Raw genomic sequence first — 20195 nt, 5'->3', positions numbered from 1 at the left:
GGCACTCAAGGAGAAACAGAGTGAAAAAAAGATACGAAAACTTGAATGGCGCAGTGAATGAACATGGATTCAGGGACATGATGAAATGGATGAAAGAAAGAAGAGGGAAAATCCAAGACTTAAGCGAGAACATTCCAATAGCGGGTTTTAGGGACGTCAAAAATGTTGCAAATAATCGAACGAAAACGTCAATCACATGGATCGGCCATTCTACGTTTCTCATCCAAATGCACGGGCTGAACATGATCACCGATCCTGTATGGGCGAGCCGAATGGGGTTGCAAAAACGGCTGACAAAGCCGGGGTATGAATTAAGCGAAATGCCGGAAATTGATGTCGTACTGATCTCCCACGGACATTATGATCATCTCGATTTTCCAAGTATTAAAAGATTGAAAGGAAACCCGGCTTACTATGTGCCTATGGGACTGAAACAGCTGTTTATAAAAAAAGGGTACAAGAAGGTCTATGAGGTGAATTGGTGGGATCGTGTTGAGGTGCAAAGAGTGAATGTTTCTTTTGTTCCCGCCCAGCATTGGACACGAAGAACACTTTGGGATACCAATACCTCTCATTGGGGAGGATGGATCATAGAAAACGAAAACGGCGAATCCATTTATTTTGCAGGTGATACAGGATATTTTGACGGCTTTAAAAAAATCGGCGAAAGGTTCAATATTAAGGCGGCACTAATGCCGATTGGCGCATACGAACCAGAATGGTTTATGAAAGTGTCACATATCAATCCGGAAGATGCCATTAAAGCATTTTTGGAGCTGCAAACTGACAGCTTTATTCCGATGCATTACGGAGCATTTCGGCTTGCTGATGATACAGGCCCCGAAGCGTTAAGAAGATTGCTTAAAGAATGGGAGCGGCTGGAATTGAATCAAAAAAAACTGAAAACGTTAGCTCTTGGAGAAACATGTTGGCTTCATTAGCAAGTTTTTTTGTAAACACCAACCGTTTCAAACGATTGGTGTTTTATCTTTGAAATTAGAGATAGGCTCTCCTAGTCTAAATAGTACAGGTGGTAAAAAGTGAAATTAGAAACAGCAAACCTTTTAAAAGCATTATCAGAGTATCAGTTTTATCATTGGGAAGATCATGAGGAGAATCAGCATCATCTAATGATTGGCCTCCCTGAAGATATGATTAATATAAGGAACTTTTATGATTCATTTGGCTTTGAATGCATAGATAATGAATATTCCGATGTTAAAATATCGAAAAAACAATGGACAGATATTGAAAATTTATTTTTTCAGTGGGTTTCTCCTTATTTATCAACATTCAACCAAACAATTGTCACTCCATTTTTGAGTAATGATTGGGAAGGAGAATTTGATTTAGAGGATATCGATGAAGATGAGCTTGCTGCTGCATATAAAAAGTACAAGGAGTTTTTAATATCTAAAGATTTGTATGATAAAACGCCAACTTTGATTGAGACTAGCAGAGGTTATAAAATTAATAATGCAGATGATTTTTCAACATTAGGTAAGATGGCTGCAAGAAATAATAAATATTTATTTTTTGCAGATGAAGAAAAAGTCTTTATGTTTACAGACTCACTGACATTTAATATTTATTTTAAAAATCAAGAAGTCTTAGAGAAAGAAAAGGAAAAGATTGTACAGTTATTAAGCCCTCAATTCTTAATATGATCACAGTCCAAGACGGAAAGCCTGCGGATACTGAACTTACAGCATTAATGCTGTTTGTTTGGTGTCCGCTTTTTGCATGAGCTGCCGGGCTGGTCTTTCATTTGGGGAATGAAGGATAAAAAGGTTTCATTATAAAAAATGTTTTTTTCCGGGAGCTTCGGTAAAAAACAAAACTTTTGGCTCTTTTGTTTTATTTTATAATGTAAACGGTTTCGTATGTAATAATCATTATTGTTCAAATGGATACTAACAGAAGGATAGAAAAACAGATGAAATACATGAATTCAAGACAAAAAGAGATTTTGTATCTGTTGTTATCTGAACCTGATGACTATTTAGTTGTGCAAGATTTCGCAGACAGGATCCGGTGTTCTGAAAAAACGATCAGAAATGATTTGAAAACGATCGAGGATTACCTAACTGAACATTCTCAAGCTCAGTTTATTCGTAAACCTGGATTAGGCGTCTATTTAAATATAGCAGAACAGGAAAGGGCCCGGTTAAGCCAACAATTATATAATGAACATTTGACTTCCGGGCAGCGGGCCGATGAAGAAAGAATGCCTCAAATTGCTTATGACTTATTAATGAATCCAAAGCATGTTTCCGCAAAAGAAATTGCCGCTCAGCATTTTGTTAACAGATCTTCTATTAAAAAGGATTTATGTGCGGTTGAAGAGTGGCTGAAGCGATTTGACCTTACACTGGTTTCCAAGCAGCGGCTTGGATTAAAGATTGAAGGGAACGAAAAAAATAAAAGAAAAGCATTATCAAGAATATCTGATTTGGCTGATAATACGGAGTTTACAAGCCGATTTATTAAAAGTAAGTTCTTAAGTCATGAAGCAGACTTTGTGAAGAAAGAAATCAAATCATTACAAAAAAAGCATTCGATCTATTTCACCGATGAAACGTTTGAGAGTTTACTGCTGCATACATTGTTAACGATCCGCCGAATCAAAATGAAGCAGCCAATCTCAATTCCCCCAAGACAGCTGGCCGCAGTAAAAAAGAAGAAAGAATATCAATGGACACTAGCTTGTTTAAAACGGCTGGAGCCGGTGTTTGCAATCCGCTTTCCTGAAGAAGAAGCCGTATATTTAACTTTACATATATTGGGCGGGAAAGTTCGCTATCCGCTACAAAAAGAAGAGAAAAATGATCTTGAAAATTCTGAGCTTCCCAAAGTTGTAAGGCATTTAATCAATCGTGTTTCAGAGCTGAAAATGCTGGATTTCCATAAAGATCAGGATCTGATCAACGGATTGAACATTCATCTCAATACGGTATTAAAACGGCTGAGCTACGATCTTTCTGTATCAAACCCCATGCTCAATGACATCAAGAAAATGTACCCTTATTTGTTTCATCTTATCATTGACGTTTTAGAAGACATAAATCAAACGTTTGATCTTCATATTCCTGAAGAAGAGGCCGCATATTTGACACTGCATTTTCAGGCAGCGATCGAACGGCTGCATCGCAACAGTGAGAAACATAAAAAGGCGATTGTCGTCTGTCACATGGGCATCGGAATGTCACAATTGCTGCGAACCAAAATTGAAAGAAAATTTCATCAAATTACTGTTTTGGCCTGTATCGCAAAAACCGATTTAGCGTTCTTTACAAAAAGGCATGAGGATATAGATTTTGTTGTTTCAACGACAGATCTGGAAAATATAACAATTCCTCATATTGTGGTATCACCGCTTTTGGAGCCTTCTGATGAGAAGAGATTGAGTGTATTTATGCATCAGCTTGATGAATCGCATCGCCAAAAGCAAAAAACATTTAAGATGTTGAACGATACGACTCCTTTTTTGGTTTTTTTGCAGCAAGAGACAGAGCACCGCTACAAGTTAATTGAACAAATGTCGTCAGCTTTGTATGAGAAAGGCTATGTTGAAAAGGAATATGGCGTTCATGCGGTAATGAGAGAAAAAATGTCGGCGACAAATATTGGGGCAGGGATTGCCATTCCTCATGCAAACTCTAAGTATATTAAACAATCAGCAATTGCAATCGCCACATTAAAAGAGCCGCTTGATTGGGGCGCTGAAAAAGTGTCGCTCGTTTTTATGCTGGCTGTCAAACACGAGGACCAAAACATGACAAGGCAATTGTTTAGTGAGCTTTCATACCTCAGCGAGCAGCCGGCCTTCATTCAAAAACTGACGAAAGAATCAAATGTCATGACATTCTTATCTTATTTGAATTATTAAAAGCAGGGATTGATTCCTTGCTTTTTTTTGTTTATAGGGAAAAATGCCTTTATTTCCGGAACTTCTGGTAAAAAAAGCGATTATAATGGCGTGATTTCGGTATACAGTTGAGACAAGATTTTGTTATTCAGACTGCAGAGGAGGATTTGTATATGAAACTGTTAGCGATTACATCCTGCCCGAACGGAATTGCCCATACGTATATGGCAGCCGAAAATCTGCAAAAAGCTGCCGACAGATTAGGCGTTGATATCAAAGTTGAGACCCAGGGCGGAATCGGGGTGGAAAATAAGCTGACCGAAGAGGAGATTCGGGAAGCAGACGCAATCATTATTGCTGCGGACCGCTCGGTAAACAAAGACCGATTTATAGGCAAAAAGCTGTTGGCCGTCGGAGTTCAGGACGGCATCCGCAAACCGGAAGATTTGATTCAAAAAGCACTTAGCGGAGATATACCGGTCTATCGGTCAGCTTCAAAATCTGAATCTAACAATCAACAGGAGAAAAAACAAAATCCGATTTACCGTCATTTAATGAACGGCGTTTCTTTTATGGTTCCTTTCATTGTCGTCGGCGGATTATTGATAGCGGTTGCATTGACGCTTGGAGGCGAAAAAACACCTAAAGGCTTAGTCATTCCGGATGAGTCTTTTTGGAAAACGATTGAGCAGATCGGGAGCGCTTCCTTTTCATTCATGATCCCCATTTTAGCCGGATATATCGCGTATAGCATCGCCGATAAGCCGGGACTAGTCCCAGGGATGATCGGCGGGTATATTGCAGCAACTGGAAGTTTTTACGGCAGCGCAAGCGGCGCCGGTTTCCTTGGAGGAATGATTGCCGGATTTTTAGCGGGATACGCGGCACTTGGGATAAAAAAATTAAAAGTTCCAAAAGCGATCCAGCCGATTATGCCGATTATTATTATTCCGGTGTTTGCTTCACTGATTGTAGGTTTAGCATTTGTATTTTTGATTGGCGCACCTGTAGCTCAAATTTTCGCATCTTTAACGGTTTGGCTGGCCGGGATGAAAGGTTCGAGTTCAATCCTTCTGGCATTGATTTTAGGAGCGATGATCTCATTTGATATGGGCGGTCCCGTAAATAAGGTGGCATTTCTGTTTGGATCGGCAATGATTGGAGAAGGAAATTATGAAATTATGGGGCCAATTGCCGTCTCCATTTGTATACCGCCGATTGGCCTCGGAATTGCGACGTTTTTCGGAAAAAGAAAATTCGCTGCGTCAGAAAGAGAAATGGGAAAAGCTTCATTTACAATGGGGCTCTTCGGTATCACTGAAGGAGCCATTCCATTTGCGGCACAAGATCCTCTTCGTGTCATTCCCAGTATTATGGCGGGTTCTATGACTGGTTCGGTGATCGCCATGATTGGCCATGTGGGAGACAGAGTGGCACACGGCGGTCCTATAGTTGCAGTACTTGGAGCGGTTGACCATGTATTGATGTTTTTTATTGCCGTGATTGCAGGATCTCTTGTCACCGCACTGTTAGTCAATGTACTGAAAAAAGATATGACGGATGCGTCCCCCGTGATCAGCGAAGCTGCACCGCCTGCCGGCCCAAGTGAAGCGGCAGCAGCAAAAGAAACCAAGCAGCCGATTCAAGCTGAAAGCCAAAAAGCCGAGATGATGGAAATCAAAAAACTGGCTGACATTATCAGTACAGAGCTGATTGAACCACATTTATCCGGGGAAACCAGGGATGACATTATTGATGAAATGATTCAAAAATTGTCCCGCGGAGGGGTGCTGCTTTCAGAAAAAGGATTTAAACAAGCGATCTTGGATCGTGAACAGCAGGGATCGACGGCGATTGGTATGAATATCGCAATTCCGCACGGGAAGTCTGAAGCTGTCATGAAGCCGAGTGTTGCGTTTGGAATAAAACGTTCAGGCGTTGACTGGAACAGCCTGGATGGATCAGAAGCAAAATTAATTTTTATGATCGCCGTACCGAAAGAGAGCGGAGGAAATCAGCACCTGAAGATATTGCAGATGTTATCTCGCAAACTAATGGATGACAGCTATAGGAAAAGGCTGCTCTCCGTCCGAACAAAAGAAGAGGCATACGAGCTGCTGGATGAAATCATATAAAGCGGGGGAATTATCATGACGGCTGAACCGTTATTTTTCAAGCCTGTTTTCAAAGAGAGAATTTGGGGAGGCACTGCCTTATCTGCTTTTGACTATAAAATTCCGTCAGAACGAACAGGGGAGTGCTGGGCATTTGCCGCTCATAAAAATGGACAAAGCGTTGTTCAAAACGGAGTGTATCAAGGCGTTACGCTCGGTGAATTATGGGAACATCACAGACATTTATTCGGACATCTTGAAGGGGACCGTTTCCCTCTTCTCACAAAAATTTTAGATGCAGATCAAGACTTATCCGTTCAGGTGCATCCGAATGATGAGTTTGCCAAAAAACGTGAAAACGGGGAGCTTGGAAAAACCGAATGCTGGTACATCATTGATTGCCAAAAAGATGCAGAGATCATTTACGGTCACAATGCAAAAACAAAAGAAGAACTGATAACGATGATTGAGCTTGGAGAATGGGACGAGCTCCTGCGCCGTGTAAAAGTAAAGCCGGGAGATTTCATTTATGTTCCAAGCGGTACCGTTCATGCGATTGGGAAAGGTATTCTCGTTTTAGAGACGCAGCAAAATTCAGATACAACTTATAGATTATATGATTACGAGCGGAAAGATGCAGAAGGCAAGATGCGCGAGCTTCATTTGGAAAAGAGTATAGAAGTGATAAATGTTCCATCTAACCAAGAACAGCAAACTGTTCATTCTTGTCAGTGTGATTGAAGGGGAAGGCAGGATTTTCACCGGCGAGCATGAAAATCACTTTAAAAAAGGAGATCATATGCTGCTGCCGTACGGGATTGAAGAATTCAAACTTTCGGGCCATGCAAAGTGTATAGTATCTAATCTGTAATATGATGTAATATAAACTCATTCCTTCTCGAATCTAATAGAATGAATTAAAACCCTTCTCAAATCGGAGCGGGGTTTTTTAAATAAAACGGAACGTGGCCAATTGTTATGAACCAGCATAGAAAGAATGCGCGGAGACATTGTTTTAACACGTGGTCGGGGTTTCAGGGACGTTAAAGCTGTTGCAGCCAACCGAACGAAGAAGGTAATCAAATGGATCGGCATTCTGCGTTCTTCATCCAAATGAGCGGGTTGAACGTTATCACGGATCCTGTATGGGCGAGCCGAATGGGAGGATTCAAAAACGACTGGAAAATCCGGGGTATGAATTAATCGAAATGACGAAATTGATGTCGTACTCATATCGCACAGATTATGGACCTCTCGATTTTTATGAAACGCGTTAGCCTTAAAATAAGGAAAATCAGTGTCGGATTCACTAATATACAATTGAAACGCAAAAAAGCAAGCTAACCATAGCCTGCTTTTCTCTATGATAACTCCACTGATCATTTCCCTTCATTTCCCTTTCGATTTCTTCCGCTTCTCCTTCTCCGCCCGATAAAACTCATGAAACATTTTCATCAGCGCCCGCTTCTCAATCCGGGACACATAACTCCTCGAAATCCCAAGCTCCTTCGCAATTTCTCTCTGTGTTTTCTCTTTTTTTAAATCCAAACCGAAACGGCCGACGATGACTTCTTTTTCTCGGTCGTCTAAAATGTCGATATATTTTTTGACCTTTTCAAGCTCCATGTTGAGCTGAATGGTGTCGATTACATCTTCACTTTCTGACTTGAGGACATCGATCAGGCTTATTTCATTCCCTTCTTTATCCTGGCCGATGGGATCATGAAGGGAGACGTCTTTTTTCGTTTTTTTCAAGGCGCGCAGATGCATTAAAATCTCAATTCTTATTACTAAAGGGGAGTGCATAGCCGAAACAACATGATATCAGCGTATGATTGAGCGCAAGGGGATATTCTGGCCCTATATGCAACAAACCAATTAAAATAAGCAGACGTGCTGCGGCCTGCTTATTTTAGTGCACAATTATTCACGCCGGAACAGCTTCTATAATAAGTCTGGCTTTGTTGAGGTACATATTTAAGCGGATATAGGCAAATGATTCAGGGACTTTGAATATGTCAGCAATGACTTTTGCCGCGTGGTATTGATTATGGGGAATATCTATTTGCCGGAGCATGAATGTAGGAATGCAGAAATGATACGCAAAATAATTCGCCTGACACTCTAAATACTCTTTCCAATAAATCGGCATGATTTTATTGTTGCATTCATGTCTGAACTCGTGGCAGACCTCATGAGAAAAATCAAACCATTGTTCTTTTCTGGATTTTCGAGAATCTAAAGAAATGGTGAACATTCCATTAAAGCGCAGCGCAAAACTGGTTACCGGATTGTAAACAATTAAAATATCCAGCGCATGAGCGATATGATCAAAATTAATGTCAATTGGATGGAGAATGTTTATTTCTCTATATAGCCTTTCAATCCAATCTTCCAGATGACTTTTTGTGTATACCAAGATGAACGCCCCCTTAAATATTTGGAAATTAAAATTTATACAATCTTCCTATGGTAAATGTGTCCAATTACCTATTGAAAATTATGGATCAAACATATGTTCTGTTTTAAGTGAAAAATATGTTTTATTTTATTTGTTCTCTCAGGCTCAGGCAGAGATTCAGCGGCTTTCTGAAGAGAATCGCAGGTTTAGAAAAGCCTTTTATCAGTTTGCAAATATGAAAACAGTTAGAACGGCGCCTGAGTTAGTGATACAAAGGTATTCCCGATATGCGAAGGAGCTTCTTGAAGGCAAAGAATTGGAGGGCGATGCAGAATGATGCCATTACAGGTAGAACTGCAACGGAACGTGAAGGCCACAAAGGACGAAGCAATGACCGTCGAGCAGGCGGCCGAGCTTTTAAAGGTTCCCCAGGAATACATCCCGATCCTGGTCGCTCGGTCTGACGATCTAAAAATGATCGGCGACGATACCATTATCGCTAAACGGGATAAAACAAATATCTGGCTGGTCGGGGGATGCGTGGCGCTCTTCTTCTTCGCTATCTCTGTCCTGCCGAATTTGATCGGGGGTTAAGGTATGGCGCGCTCACCATTCGGCGGCAAAGGACGTTACGCCGATCACATAATAAATAAAATGCCCGCACATAAGGTGTACGTCGAGCCTTTTGGCGGCGCGGCTCATGTCATAGCAAACAAGCCGCAAATAGGCCATGAAGTGTATAACGACATTGACGGCCATGTAGTAAATTTCTTGATGCAAGTCAGAAAGGATCCGAAGGCCATGCAGCAGGCTTGCGAATCCATTCCGTACAGCCGTGCGCTCTATGAGAAATGGAAAACCGAGGATTACCCGCAAGATGATTTTGACCGGGCTGTCAGGTGGTTTTATATGAATCGCTCCGGTATTAGTAAGGGGAACGCGGAGGAAGTACCGCAGACAGGCTGGAGGCATAGCACACAAAGTGGGCAGAACCCTGCTGGCGGATACATAAGCGCCTGTGCTGCCTTTCAGTCCTTCGCCAACCGGATGAAGGGCGTCATGATCGAATGTAAGGATTATCGTAACATCATTGATAAATACGATAGCCCAGATACTTTGTTTTATGTGGATCCGCCATATGTTGGCCGTGAGCGGTTTTATGCTGGCGGCTTTACCGAAGAGGATCACCGGGAACTGGCCCGGCTGCTTAATCAGGTCAAAGGGAAAGTGGTTCTTTCTTATTACGATGATCCTTTGATACTCGAGATCTACCCGAACTGGGAGTCAGAAACCTTTTCCGCATACAAACAGGTTGTCGGCGGATCCGGAAAAAGCCGCGGTGCTGAAGAATTATTGCTGTTCAACTATAAAATCACTCAGCTCAGCTTATTTGATCCGGAGGCCCGACCATGATCGAATACCATTGCCCGGACTGCAATTACACCAAACTTGATTTAGAAATCCGCGCAGATGCCTGTTGCCCGCATTGTGGCCGCGGCATGAACGGTAAAGTGGGAAATTAGAAGAGCATATTAGAATGCTCTTCTATTCGAAAATTAATAGACAAATACGTGTAGCTGACCGTATACTGATCCGTTTTTGAATATAGTTAAATATGCATTGCCAGTTTTATAGCCACGGACAAGTCCATTGGTATCTACTGTGAAAACAGCGCTATTATCTGAATGATAAGCGAATCCTGATCCTAAATATTTTGCATCTAATTGTTTAGAACCCCCAGCTCTTACTTCAAAAGTATCGTAATAGGATTTAATTGGACCAGGAGATATAGTTGTTTGCGTTTCGTTTTTTGGAGGAGTTATCTCCTTAGCGGAAGCCATACCACTAATGGATAAAGCTAATACAGGAATCGATAGTGCAGTAACAGCAGTCTTTTTGAAATTCATTTTAAACACTCCTTTGGTTTTTTATGGAACACAATAAGATTTCGAGCAATATAAAGATTATCCTTGTAAATAAATGTTAATTATTTGTGAACAAAGAGGTACTTGTTATATGAAGAAAGGAGAACAAGAAATGAAAAAACTATTCAAATCAATCATTCTATCAGCAGTATTAATTATAGGAGCGGTGGCCGTTGCGCCATCTGCTTCCGCCGCATGGTCGGGACACCAGACTAGTAAAAAGGTGCGGGTATACACAGGTGCAACAACCTACTCCTCTCGAGCAACCTCTGTCGATTGGAAAGCAGAAAAAACAACGGCCGGCCGTGTTTATTACTCAGCAATGCTTGTCAGATCGGATAATTACAGCAATTCGGGCGCGCAGCGGGGCAATTTCACAACAGCAACCCCATTGAAAAGGTTCAGCCTTTCAGGGGTGAAGCCGGGCACATACAGGATAATCGTCAATATATACTCGGATTCAAACGAACGGAATTATATCGGCTCGGCCAGTTCAGCGAAAATATATATTAAATAGGGGGATTCGATGGCTCTGAGAATAGTTTTTCTGCTGATGGGGATAGGATTCTGGTTTTATTTCCAGTACGAATATAGGCCGGACATGAAGGCGAACATCACATTAATAGGCGCAATCATAGCATTAACGGCTGCGGCGTTTTTTCAAGATATTGATAAGTATACAGAGAAAAAGCGTTGAATATTGCAATGTAAACCAAGGTCAATCAAAGTAAAAAGCAGGCCATCAGGCCTGCTAATTAAAAGTGATATTTTTTTGTGTATGAATCAGGGAATTTAGCTCCCACTGATTGTCCACCAATGCTTACGCCCAATAAAAATGATCCTTTTATGTGAATCTTAACTCCTCTATTTTTATCATAAAAAGAGTAGTTTGACATTGATTGATGCCAAGAAGATGGGAAGCTTGAAGAGTCAGACTTGATAGATGTCACTTTTTTGAATTTTTTTGATTTTCCTGACCCTGTGTATGTATATTTGAAGTCGATCCACATACTATATGGCAACCAAACTGAATATGCCTATCTTAAACTTTCTGAATTATTCCAACGTATTCTTTTTGTTCCTGTCTTAGTAAAAGATGCAGCTAAGAATGTAATGCTAGCTGGAGTTGTGCTATCATTGTATTCTTGAACGTTTTGCTTCTTATTTTTAGAAGCTTTTTCATAATCAGCAACAGCTTTCTTAAATTCTTCTACATTATCGAATTTGATAGTAGGTGTACCTTTTGGTAAGTTATAAACTAGCTCCACACTATCTGTTTGCTTATCAAACTTTTGAAGTTCTTGTTTGATTGTTTTTTGATCTTTTTGGACTGCTGTTGTAGCTTTAGTATTAAATGGAGTAAATATTAAAGCTGTACAGAGTGCGACTAAAACTGCGACTTTTTTCATGTTGAAGACTCCTTTGTATAATAATGTAACGTATGATATAATAACATGTAAAATTATGGTAGTCTATATATTTTTGAAAAAAAGGAGAAATTATGAAGTTGTCAAGAAAGAAAGTATATTCTCTTTTAAGTATTATCACAGTTATTATCTTGTCTCTTATCCCTGGATTAGGTCTATTTGCTAGTATTGAATTTTCTAAGCCTCATTATTTATTTGGATATCCAGCTAAATGGTTTGGTTATTCTGGAGATTTTCTTTTTAGTTTTCAAGTATTTAATTTGTTGTTCAATTTTGCTCTTTTCTATTTTGTTTTTGCCATATTAGATAAACTACGTAAAGTTCTATGGAAAAACCTATTACACATTAAAAATAGACTCTCAAACAGATAAAAATAAAATACCTGTCCTAGACGGAAAGCCTGCGGACACTGAACTTACAGCATTAGCGCTGTTTGTTCGGTGTCCGTTTTTTTGTTATCAGGAGGGATGACATGAAGCGGAAGAAAAAAGAGCCAGATAAAAACGTTTCTGAGCGATCAGATCGCTTTTGGCAGCGGATGATGGGACAAAATATGCAAACTCTGAAAAGAGGCAAGGGCGGCGCATTTAAGCGCAAATAAAGGGAGGAATCAGAATGCAGGATTTAATCATTGAATATAAACGAGCTTTAAGAGAAACGAGAAAAATGTATCGGCTCTACAAAGATACAGCTGAAGTCAATCTGACGGCTGAACAGATTAACGACAAAAAGATTATCAGTAGCATGATCAGTGATATTGAATTCACTCTTGAGTGGCTGCAGAACGGAAGACAGCCCGGCGCCCGCCGAGGTGCTGACAGAAGAGACGCATATCAAAGGACGATTCTTGCTGATCCGCGCTTAATTGATGCGCTGCCGGAAGAATATGCAATCGTTCAAGAAGCTGAGGGCGAGGTAAGCGATTGGGATAAGGAAAGAATCGCTGATGCCCTTTCCGTTCTCACAGAAAGAGAAAAAGACATATTCATGATGCATGCTGTGCAAAACATGTCATTCGAAGAGATAGCGCAGTTTTTGGGGATTAAAAAAGGAACTGTGCAGAAGAACATTGAACGTTCCCGTTTGAAAATGAAAAATAGAGCAAACCACAGCCTATTCTGTTTAGCGTGAATAGGCTCTTTAAAATAAAAATACACTTAATAAAAAAGAGAGCTTACGCTCTCGATTTTTTTAATGGCTATTTCAATACTTTTTCAATAATTTTAGTATGTAAGTCATCAGCTTTATAACCCAGAAGGATATCTTCTAATACTTGGTCTGTTAAACTAGGGATTCCTTTAATTTCAGCCAATTTTTTTCTGAAATCATCTTTAGAAGGTTTGAGCTTTTTAATCATAATTTCTGCAAAAAATCCATCTAGATCTGATATTTCTTGCTCTGTAAAGCCATGTTTTAATAAAGCTAAATCTCTTGTTCTAAAATCTGGTGCAAGGTGATCATGTAATGAGACGATTGCATTTCTCATCAGCATTAATTGCATTTCTAACTCTTCATGTTTCAAATGGAATTCCCCCTACAACAATCTTTACAGTAGCCATTTTGCTACATAAACTACCCAATAAGCAATACTTCTTGCAGAACTATTCTTGATACCTGTTCCCATTAAAGCAGAAGCTATTTGTCCTTCTACAGTTCCCCATGCCAAGGATTCGTATTTTAATAGTTTGTTTAATACCGGCTCGACATACTTATTCCAACGAATTTCAAGAGACTTTGCAGCTCTTTTTCCTCCAACTGTTCCAACTAAATTAAACACTTTTTGTTTGTGTTTTATAAGTGCTTTTATTCCTGCTTTTACCGCAGCAGTAGTCCCAGCTTGAGTTTTAAATGTAGGAGAAAGTCCTACAGAAGGGGCTGCATCCATGGTTTTTTCTAGAAGGGCTGGATCAGAGAATACTGATTCTAATGCCGCTAAATCCTCAGCTGACTCACTTTCAAACTCATAACTTACCTGCTCTTCTTCTTTTACGATTACAGGCTTCTGTGCAATTTCTTCTGCATGGATTGTAGGGAGAATAGTTGTAGCCAATAGGCTAGCTGTAATTAAAGATAGTGTCCCTTTTGCTAAAAAATTTAACTTCAAACCAAAAACCTCCTAAAAATTACTTTTACATGGGATATTCTACATAAATATTACTTATTAGGCAATGCTATCAAACTAAAAACTGGTAATTTTTGTTCGACAAATTTTGCAAATAGTGATTTTTAGAAAGTATTGGCCGATGTAGATATGGGGTGATATTTTATGACGAGAAAATTGAGTGAATCAAAAGTGGTTTTAACTTACTTGAAAAATCGCTATGGAAAAATTTATAACCTAACAATGGGAGAAGAAAAGGAATTACAAGAAACAATTATATTAGATCATGATAAAGATGATCTTAATAGAATGCTTAACAGGGTAGAGGGATCAATTAACATTGCAAAAGATAGTCAGACATTAAATGTTCAACCTTTTTCGTTTTTTATGGTATTGATTACTGCTTTTTCTTCTGCGACTGTAGGGTTAGTGGCGGCATCCATAACTATGTTCAATAGCTTTATTGGAAAATATTTAGATGATAAAGAAATCAAAAAAGATGAAATTTTAAATATGATGAATTCAATAGATTTCTCCCCTATTTTTCAGTCAGTGGCAAAATCTATCGCGGTGCCATTTATCATTGTTTTTTTTGCATGGTTAATGTTTTATTGGAGGTCAACAGCAAAAATAGATAAACGTTACAGTGTCTATGTTTTATTGAAGGAGTGTATAGAAGACTATGAAAAAGTAAAGGATCAGATGGAACAAATAGAAGAATACTAATTGGAAGAATGGGTTTTATTTGATTTAAGCATCCTTCGGGGTGCTTTTTGTCTTACGACTGCCACCTATTTATGAAAGTCACTTTCGTTCGACAAATTTTGCGAATGGTTCCTTTCTTCTACTCCTTAACCGATAATAAGGTGGGAGGTGAGAAAGTGGCTGATTTAAAAGAGTGTAAACATGATGAACTGAAAAGTGTTAAGACGGATTCTCCGTATAAGATGGTTATTAAAGTGTAAGTCGTGTGAAAAAACGATTTCTGCTTTAGAAGATATAGATATTCGAAAGTGGAATTCGCATATGTATAGGAATCACCAATTTTTTGAGAATCAATTTAATCACTTGAAAAGAGAAGTAGATACATTAAAAAGTGAATTGGATAAAAAATATGTTAATTATTGACTTGCTAGAAAGACTAAATAATCGCTTGAGATAATTGTTATAAGCATCCTTCGGGGTGCTTTTTTATATTCCCTGTAAACTGATTCCGGTAAATCTCAGGGAGACAATTGGCGGCTAACGGCTTGAGTACGGTGTCGGTTTAGAGGGAATATGCAATAGAAAATAAGTAGAGGAGATGTGAAATTGAACATCCAAGGACGATTTAAAAAAGCTCATTGAGCTTGATATAGAGCTTCAGAAAGATGAAGATTTGTACTAAGTAATCACATAGCAAAACGCCATAAAAACTTATTATGGCGTCTGCAGTATTACAAGAAGGTGATTCAAAAAGGCTTTGGATTTAAAGGAATGAAGCGCCAACAATGATCAACAGAATGAATAACACTACGATCAATACGAAGCAGCTGCATCCGCCAAAGCCGCCAGAGTATCCGCCAGAGTATCCACCATAACAACCACAACCACCGTACATAATGTCACCTCCTTTAGTGGAGATAGTATATGGTATGCCAAACAATAACTTTCGACATAGATTTAAGTTTGAAAAAGAAGAAATGAATACTTTGTCTAAAGGTGTAACAGTGGACACATCAGCAAAAACTATTAAAACAAACTCAAACTCAATTACATGGCTCGGGGGTGGGTGAAATGTAATGCCAAGAAAAAGAGATCCACGCAGAGACGAGGCTTTTCATTTGTGGAAAGAGAGCGGCGAAACCAAGAAACTAAAAGACATTGCCGATGAATTGGGCGTCACCAGCAGCACCGTCCGCAAATGGAAAGCTAATGATAAATGGGAAGAAAAAATGAATGGGAGCGCTCCTAAATCGAAAGGGAGCGCTCCTTTTCGTCCTGGTGCTCCGAAAGGTAACAAAAATGCCCAGGGTAATAAAGGCGGCAAGGCCCCGCCCGGGAATCAAAACGCTAAAGGGAACAGGGGCGGCGCAGCTCCTAAAGGGAATAAAAACTCTGTGCGTACAGGTGAGTATGAATCCATTTTATTTGATTTTATGGATGATACAGAAAAAGAGTTGTTTGATCAGATTGAAACTGATCCACTCTATCAAATTGAGTTAACGATTCGCGAGCTATATTTAAAAGAGCGTCGTATGATGAAACGTATCATGCAAATTGAGAATGGACTAAATGAAAAGCAGCGTCGAGTTCTTCAGCAAATGCGTAAGGTAAAAGACATAATGCCGACAAACGATAAAAAAACGGGTTTGGTCAAGCATGTACCTCTTACTAACGAACGACTCGTTGTTGTGGAAGTAGAAGAAACAGAAATGCGGTCCATTGACGATATTTTGAATATCGAGGAAGCGATGACCCGTGTTACTGATAGACGTCTTAAAGCCATACGTCAAAAACACGATATGATGCGATCAATGGATGAGCATGATCTCAAAATACAACAAATGAGCTTGAATATTGAGAAGACGAAGAAGGTTGTTAGTGGCAGCGACGGAAACACCCAAGAAAATAAGATTGCCGCAATGTTGAAAAGAATGGTGGATGACAATGGAACTGAATAAAAAGCTGTTTGGCCGGGTCGTTAAGATAACCATTGATAACGGCAGTTCGCAGATCACATTCGATTACAAGGACTTAGAAATTCATTTTGAGGTGCCCTTCGACGATGATTTCAAACCGAATGAAACAAAAGTCGATATTTACAATCTCAGCAAAGATTCAATCAACAAAATCAAAAAAGGCAGCACAATAACGGTTCAGGCTGGGTATCGAGACGACTACGGCGTTTTGACGATTGGCAAAGTGACAAAGGTTCTGAATAACTGGAGCGGCTTGGATAAGGTGACTTCAATCTATTCAAAAGATGGCGACGATTATACCCATATGAAAGTGACAACGGCAAATGCTGATCCAGCTGAAAAATATTACGTCAAAAAAAGATATAAGCTTGCAAAACCAGTTGTTACTGTCAGGAAAGATAAGAACGGGCGAACGTACAAGACTGTCAGGAATTACGGGACGCGGGAAGAGGTTAGGTATCGAAAACGATACATGAAGATTACTTTTAAAGCCGGAACTACTTCGAGGCAAATTGTAGATAAACTGCTGCGCGTTCTCGGAATTAAAGTGAAAAACATTATCCTGCCGAAAAATAAGGTGTACAAAAAAGGATACCGGGTGACTGGCTTAATAGAAAATAATTTAGAGGAAGTCATACATGATGCCGGAGCCGTTATGTACTATCGACGGGGGAAACCGGTAATTCGTCCACTTAATCAGGGCGATGATGAACGTTTTAAATTAGAAGAGGCCACCGGGCTTATTGAGACACCTGAGCAAGTCGAAGAAGATGATTTCAAAGGTTACAAGGTGAAGTGTCTTCTTCAGCACCGTATCACCGTTGCTTCAATTATTGAAATCAACAGCAAAACAGCAAAAGGAAAATATCGAGTGAAAGAAGGCACCCATTCATTTGATGGAAAAGACTTTTTCACAGAATGCAAGGTGATGTAATGAGTAAAGCGACGAGGTTTTTCGATGCGTTTGAAAAAAGAATCAAACTATCTATCCATACACTGGCCCCGGCTGGTGTTGTGAAATACAATGCCGAGAAGCATACTGCTGACCTGCAATTGTTGTTTCTTACGAATGATGGTGAATACCTTCATGAATACCCTTTGATCGAACATGCACCAGTTTTAAAGCATGTTGAGCCTGATATAAAGGTCGGTTCTTCGGTCTTTGTTTCATTCGCTGAAAGATCCCTTGATAACTTGGATGGAAACAAAACGTTTGATCCTGATTCTCGACGAACGCACAGTATCAATGATCCGGTGGTCATAGGAGTGTGGGAAGNNCATTGCGAGCGTTGAATCAGTTGAGTTTTCTCTTGATAAAGAGACGAGAAACATATCTGTCCACTTAAAAATGAAGAAAGAGGATGACCAAACAATCGAACTGGGGGGTGTTGATCTTGCTTGATGAAACAGGATTCCAACGGCAGACCTATTCGGAGCTCCTTGACAGCATGGAGGACAAAGCGAAGGAGCTGTTTGGCGAAGATATAAACACATCAAGCAAAACGCCATTAGGCATTATCCTGCGTATTTTCGCTTGGTTTTTAGCGGGAATTTGGGACATTGCAGAGCGGGTTTATAATAGCGGCTTTGTCAGTAAGTCGGAGGGTGTTCAGTTGGACAGGTTGGGAAGCAATTTCGGAATAAGCCGGGAGCCGGCAGCCGAGGCGGTCACAACTCTGTTTTTTACCGGGGAACCCGGATTCGTCATAGAAGAACAAACCCAATATACAACGGAATCCGGTATTTATTTTGAACTAATCGAAGATGTTGTAATCGGGGATGATGGAACGGGCACAGGGGCGGCTGTGTCACTGTCTAAAGGGATTATTAACAACGTCGCGGCAAATAACATTACTGAACAGGCAGAGACGTTAGAAGGCGTTTATTCAGTGAATAATCCGGAAGCTGCTTCCGGCGGCACTGACGAGGAATCTGATCCGGAATTTCGGGCGCGAATTAAAAAATCAGTTGAGGGCAGTTCTGCTTCTACGAATAGCGGCATCATTTCGGCATTGCTTGCCGTTTCGGGCGTTCGTTCAGCGAATATAGTTGCGAACAATACTATGCAAACGGATGCGGACGGAAATCCACCGAAAAGCATTCATGCTTATGTTCTTGGGGGAACAAAAGTAGACGTGGCCCAAGCTCTGTTTGACAGCGTGGCGGCCGGTATTGAAACAGTTGGAGAACAATCGGTTGTCATTACGGATGCAAGCGGTTTGAATCATGATGTCAAATTTGATTTTGCAAAAGAAGTAAAAATTTATGTGCAGCTTGATTTAAAAACAAACGCTTCATTCCCTGCCGACGGCGTGAGCCAAATCAAAAACAATCTCGTATATAAAATTGGCGGGATTGATGAAAATGGTTCATCTTTTACCGGCTCGCAGATGGGGTATGACGTTATTCTGTCACAGCTTTTTAATGCTGTATATCAGGTGAATGGGGTTTCAGACGTTACTATACAAATCGGGAAGGATGCGGCGGCTCTCGGTCAGTCAAATATCGCAATTGAACCGAGAGAAGTTGCGCAGGTTCAATTCTCTGAAATCGTGGTGAACCTCATATGATCAAAGATTTAATAGGGAAGCTTACCGATGCGTTCTTGAAAGACGAAAAGAGCAATATCGGGAAGCTTTTTTTAATTGTTGATGAACAATTGACAGCATTAAAAAATTCACTGACAACGGCGGAACAATGGCGGGATATTGACGCGGCGCGCGGCAAATCGCTGGACCTTCTCGGAGATAACGTAGCCCAGGACCGGGGCCGGGCCACTGATGAAATATACCGTGTGCTCATTCGTGGCAAGGTCGCCCGGAATGCCTCAGATGGGACAACAAACCGGATTATTGAAGCGCTGGCAAAAACATTGAACTGCAAGCCGAGTGAAATAAACATTGTAAGCAGCAAGGAGAACAATCAAGATGAACCAGCTGCAATCATTGTGAAAAAGGCGCCGATCGAGGCATTAAGTAAGGTGGGAATGAGCGAAACACAATTTTCAAACATCGTTCAGAAAACAGTGGCTGCGGGTGTTCGAGTAGCCTATGTGGATTTAAACGGGACTTTCCGTTTTTCCTCTTTAGCGGACACGATAGAAACAAGCGAATATGGGTTTTCTTCTGATGGGAAAGATGGCGGTACTCTGGGAGGCATCTAGGCGTTCAGCTTACAAATGAAATCTTAGCACGAAAGCAGGCTGAAGCAGTAAATATGTCAATGGGCGAACAGCTTGCCGCCTTAAAGCTTAAAGTATTGGAATTGGAAGGAGGAACGACCAGTGAATCTTAATTTTTGGGTTTATGCCTTGTTCTACAAGTGGGCGACAACAGCAATGGTAAAGCAGGCAATGGGTTTTAATGATTGTACCGTCAAAGATATGAAAGAGGGTGTGGCGGCTGCATATGTTACACCGGATCAGTTTCAGGAAGTAACAGGGCAACCATACGAGGAACAAACAGAAGCCAATAAATAAGGCTTTTTTATTTTGCCTCGAAGGAGGTGAAACGTATGAGATAGATAAAAGGGGGGCGTACTAATGTCGCAGATGACGGAGGTACCAGATATGAACCAGATACAACATGAATTTACTGTATTTAAGGGGGAGCAAAAGGCGCTCGAACAACGCGTAAGCGCATTGGAAAGAGTCTCCGACCGACAAGACCAGCAAATCAT

The 20195-nt window shown here is 40.4% G+C and carries 23 protein-coding genes and 3 pseudogenes; 19 read left to right on the top strand and 7 right to left on the bottom strand.

Translation table 11 applies throughout. The features are described 5' to 3' along the window. Window positions 1–20: 20 nt before the first annotated feature. From AXI59_RS14020 to manA, 5 genes and pseudogenes are all read left to right on the top strand, one after another. Window positions 21–941, top strand: coding sequence for an MBL fold metallo-hydrolase (locus AXI59_RS14020; protein ID WP_061528556.1), 921 nt, complete (start codon window positions 21–23; stop codon window positions 939–941). 99 nt (window positions 942–1040) lie between these two features. Next, window positions 1041–1667, top strand: coding sequence for a hypothetical protein (locus AXI59_RS14015; protein WP_061528555.1), 627 nt, complete (start codon window positions 1041–1043; stop codon window positions 1665–1667). Window positions 1668–1936: 269 nt separating this feature from the next. Then, a complete protein-coding gene (gene manR, locus AXI59_RS14010; RefSeq protein WP_061528554.1) occupies window positions 1937–3889 on the top strand; it encodes a mannose transport/utilization transcriptional regulator ManR in 1953 nt (650 codons plus the stop codon). Between the two features lie 152 nt (window positions 3890–4041). Continuing rightward, entirely contained in the window at window positions 4042–6003 is a 1962-nt protein-coding gene (locus AXI59_RS14005; protein WP_061522863.1) for a fructose-specific PTS transporter subunit EIIC, read from the top strand. A 15-nt stretch (window positions 6004–6018) separates the two neighbouring features. After that, a pseudogene (gene manA, locus AXI59_RS14000) lies at window positions 6019–6853 on the top strand (mannose-6-phosphate isomerase, class I). A gap of 518 nt (window positions 6854–7371) precedes the next feature. Here manA and AXI59_RS13995 read toward each other — a convergent pair. After that, window positions 7372–7770 (bottom strand): annotated as a pseudogene (locus AXI59_RS13995) (sigma-70 family RNA polymerase sigma factor); the annotation flags it as partial. A gap of 139 nt (window positions 7771–7909) precedes the next feature. Further along, a complete protein-coding gene (locus tag AXI59_RS13990; protein ID WP_061528553.1) occupies window positions 7910–8401 on the bottom strand; it encodes an ImmA/IrrE family metallo-endopeptidase in 492 nt (163 codons plus the stop codon). Between the two features lie 315 nt (window positions 8402–8716). Here AXI59_RS13990 and AXI59_RS13980 point away from each other — a divergent pair, with 315 nt between their 5' ends. Together AXI59_RS13980 and AXI59_RS13975 are read left to right on the top strand one after the other, a co-directional pair. Further along, window positions 8717–8977, top strand: a complete 261-nt coding sequence (locus AXI59_RS13980; RefSeq protein ID WP_061528552.1) for a hypothetical protein — start codon at window positions 8717–8719, stop codon at window positions 8975–8977. A gap of 3 nt (window positions 8978–8980) precedes the next feature. Continuing rightward, window positions 8981–9796: a DNA adenine methylase gene (locus tag AXI59_RS13975; RefSeq protein ID WP_061528551.1), complete on the top strand. Its 816-nt coding sequence runs from the start codon at window positions 8981–8983 to the stop codon at window positions 9794–9796. A gap of 143 nt (window positions 9797–9939) precedes the next feature. On the opposite strand, the gene AXI59_RS13970 is transcribed toward AXI59_RS13975, so the two are convergent. Continuing rightward, on the bottom strand, window positions 9940–10290 hold the full coding sequence (locus tag AXI59_RS13970; RefSeq protein WP_061528550.1) for a hypothetical protein: 351 nt from the start codon (window positions 10288–10290) through the stop codon (window positions 9940–9942). Window positions 10291–10420: 130 nt separating this feature from the next. On the opposite strand from AXI59_RS13970, the gene AXI59_RS13965 reads away from it, so the two are divergent. Further along, window positions 10421–10825: a hypothetical protein gene (locus tag AXI59_RS13965; RefSeq protein WP_061528613.1), complete on the top strand. Its 405-nt coding sequence runs from the start codon at window positions 10421–10423 to the stop codon at window positions 10823–10825. 9 nt (window positions 10826–10834) lie between these two features. Next, window positions 10835–11005 carry a hypothetical protein gene (locus tag AXI59_RS20060; RefSeq protein WP_167348379.1) on the top strand — a complete coding sequence of 57 codons (171 nt, stop codon included), beginning with the start codon at window positions 10835–10837 and terminating at the stop codon, window positions 11003–11005. Between the two features lie 340 nt (window positions 11006–11345). On the opposite strand, the gene AXI59_RS13960 is transcribed toward AXI59_RS20060, so the two are convergent. Beyond that, a complete protein-coding gene (locus AXI59_RS13960; protein WP_061528549.1) occupies window positions 11346–11717 on the bottom strand; it encodes a hypothetical protein in 372 nt (123 codons plus the stop codon). 98 nt (window positions 11718–11815) lie between these two features. Here AXI59_RS13960 and AXI59_RS20180 point away from each other — a divergent pair, with 98 nt between their 5' ends. From AXI59_RS20180 to AXI59_RS13950, 3 genes are all read left to right on the top strand, one after another. Then, the gene (locus tag AXI59_RS20180; protein WP_205632586.1) at window positions 11816–12106 is read left to right on the top strand and encodes a hypothetical protein; all 291 of its coding nucleotides are present in this window, start codon (window positions 11816–11818) and stop codon (window positions 12104–12106) included. A 101-nt stretch (window positions 12107–12207) separates the two neighbouring features. Beyond that, window positions 12208–12336 carry a hypothetical protein gene (locus AXI59_RS20520; RefSeq protein WP_240491527.1) on the top strand — a complete coding sequence of 43 codons (129 nt, stop codon included), beginning with the start codon at window positions 12208–12210 and terminating at the stop codon, window positions 12334–12336. A 14-nt stretch (window positions 12337–12350) separates the two neighbouring features. Further along, a complete protein-coding gene (locus AXI59_RS13950; RefSeq protein ID WP_061528547.1) occupies window positions 12351–12866 on the top strand; it encodes a sigma-70 family RNA polymerase sigma factor in 516 nt (171 codons plus the stop codon). Window positions 12867–12933: 67 nt separating this feature from the next. Here the strand turns inward: AXI59_RS13950 and AXI59_RS13945 are convergent, their stop codons facing one another. Both AXI59_RS13945 and AXI59_RS20175 read right to left on the bottom strand, forming a co-directional pair. Beyond that, window positions 12934–13257 (bottom strand): hypothetical protein, encoded by a 324-nt coding sequence (locus AXI59_RS13945; RefSeq protein WP_061528546.1) that lies wholly within the window; start codon window positions 13255–13257, stop codon window positions 12934–12936. Between the two features lie 24 nt (window positions 13258–13281). Beyond that, on the bottom strand, window positions 13282–13839 hold the full coding sequence (locus AXI59_RS20175) for a hypothetical protein (protein WP_061528545.1): 558 nt from the start codon (window positions 13837–13839) through the stop codon (window positions 13282–13284). Between the two features lie 162 nt (window positions 13840–14001). Here AXI59_RS20175 and AXI59_RS13935 point away from each other — a divergent pair, with 162 nt between their 5' ends. Continuing rightward, window positions 14002–14562, top strand: a complete 561-nt coding sequence (locus AXI59_RS13935) for a hypothetical protein (RefSeq protein ID WP_061528544.1) — start codon at window positions 14002–14004, stop codon at window positions 14560–14562. Window positions 14563–15304: 742 nt separating this feature from the next. Here the strand turns inward: AXI59_RS13935 and AXI59_RS19455 are convergent. After that, on the bottom strand, window positions 15305–15436 hold the full coding sequence (locus AXI59_RS19455; RefSeq protein WP_082791782.1) for a YjcZ family sporulation protein: 132 nt from the start codon (window positions 15434–15436) through the stop codon (window positions 15305–15307). Window positions 15437–15617: 181 nt separating this feature from the next. On the opposite strand from AXI59_RS19455, the gene terS reads away from it, so the two are divergent. From terS to AXI59_RS20515, 6 genes and pseudogenes are all read left to right on the top strand, one after another. Then, window positions 15618–16499, top strand: coding sequence for a phage terminase small subunit (gene terS / locus AXI59_RS13930; protein WP_082791781.1), 882 nt, complete (start codon window positions 15618–15620; stop codon window positions 16497–16499). Further along, window positions 16486–17451, top strand: coding sequence for a phage protein (locus AXI59_RS13925; RefSeq protein WP_061528543.1), 966 nt, complete (start codon window positions 16486–16488; stop codon window positions 17449–17451). The genes terS and AXI59_RS13925 overlap by 14 nt, the downstream gene beginning before the upstream one ends. Window positions 17452–17902: 451 nt before the next feature. After that, window positions 17903–19087, top strand: a complete 1185-nt coding sequence (locus AXI59_RS13915; RefSeq protein ID WP_240491526.1) for a baseplate J/gp47 family protein — start codon at window positions 17903–17905, stop codon at window positions 19085–19087. Beyond that, window positions 19084–19680, top strand: a complete 597-nt coding sequence (locus tag AXI59_RS13910; protein ID WP_061528540.1) for a hypothetical protein — start codon at window positions 19084–19086, stop codon at window positions 19678–19680. Before AXI59_RS13915 ends, AXI59_RS13910 begins: the two co-directional genes overlap by 4 nt. Before the next feature lie 120 nt (window positions 19681–19800). Beyond that, window positions 19801–19995 carry an XkdX family protein gene (locus AXI59_RS13905; protein WP_156476237.1) on the top strand — a complete coding sequence of 65 codons (195 nt, stop codon included), beginning with the start codon at window positions 19801–19803 and terminating at the stop codon, window positions 19993–19995. Between the two features lie 72 nt (window positions 19996–20067). Continuing rightward, a pseudogene (locus AXI59_RS20515) lies at window positions 20068–20195 on the top strand (hemolysin XhlA family protein); the annotation flags it as partial.

Origin of the sequence: Bacillus nakamurai, from assembly GCF_001584325.1 — a bacterium.
GTDB classification, from domain to species: domain Bacteria; phylum Bacillota; class Bacilli; order Bacillales; family Bacillaceae; genus Bacillus; species Bacillus nakamurai.
Note: the sequence above shows the minus strand (reverse complement) of the source record. Positions and strands in the feature narration are given on the sequence as shown.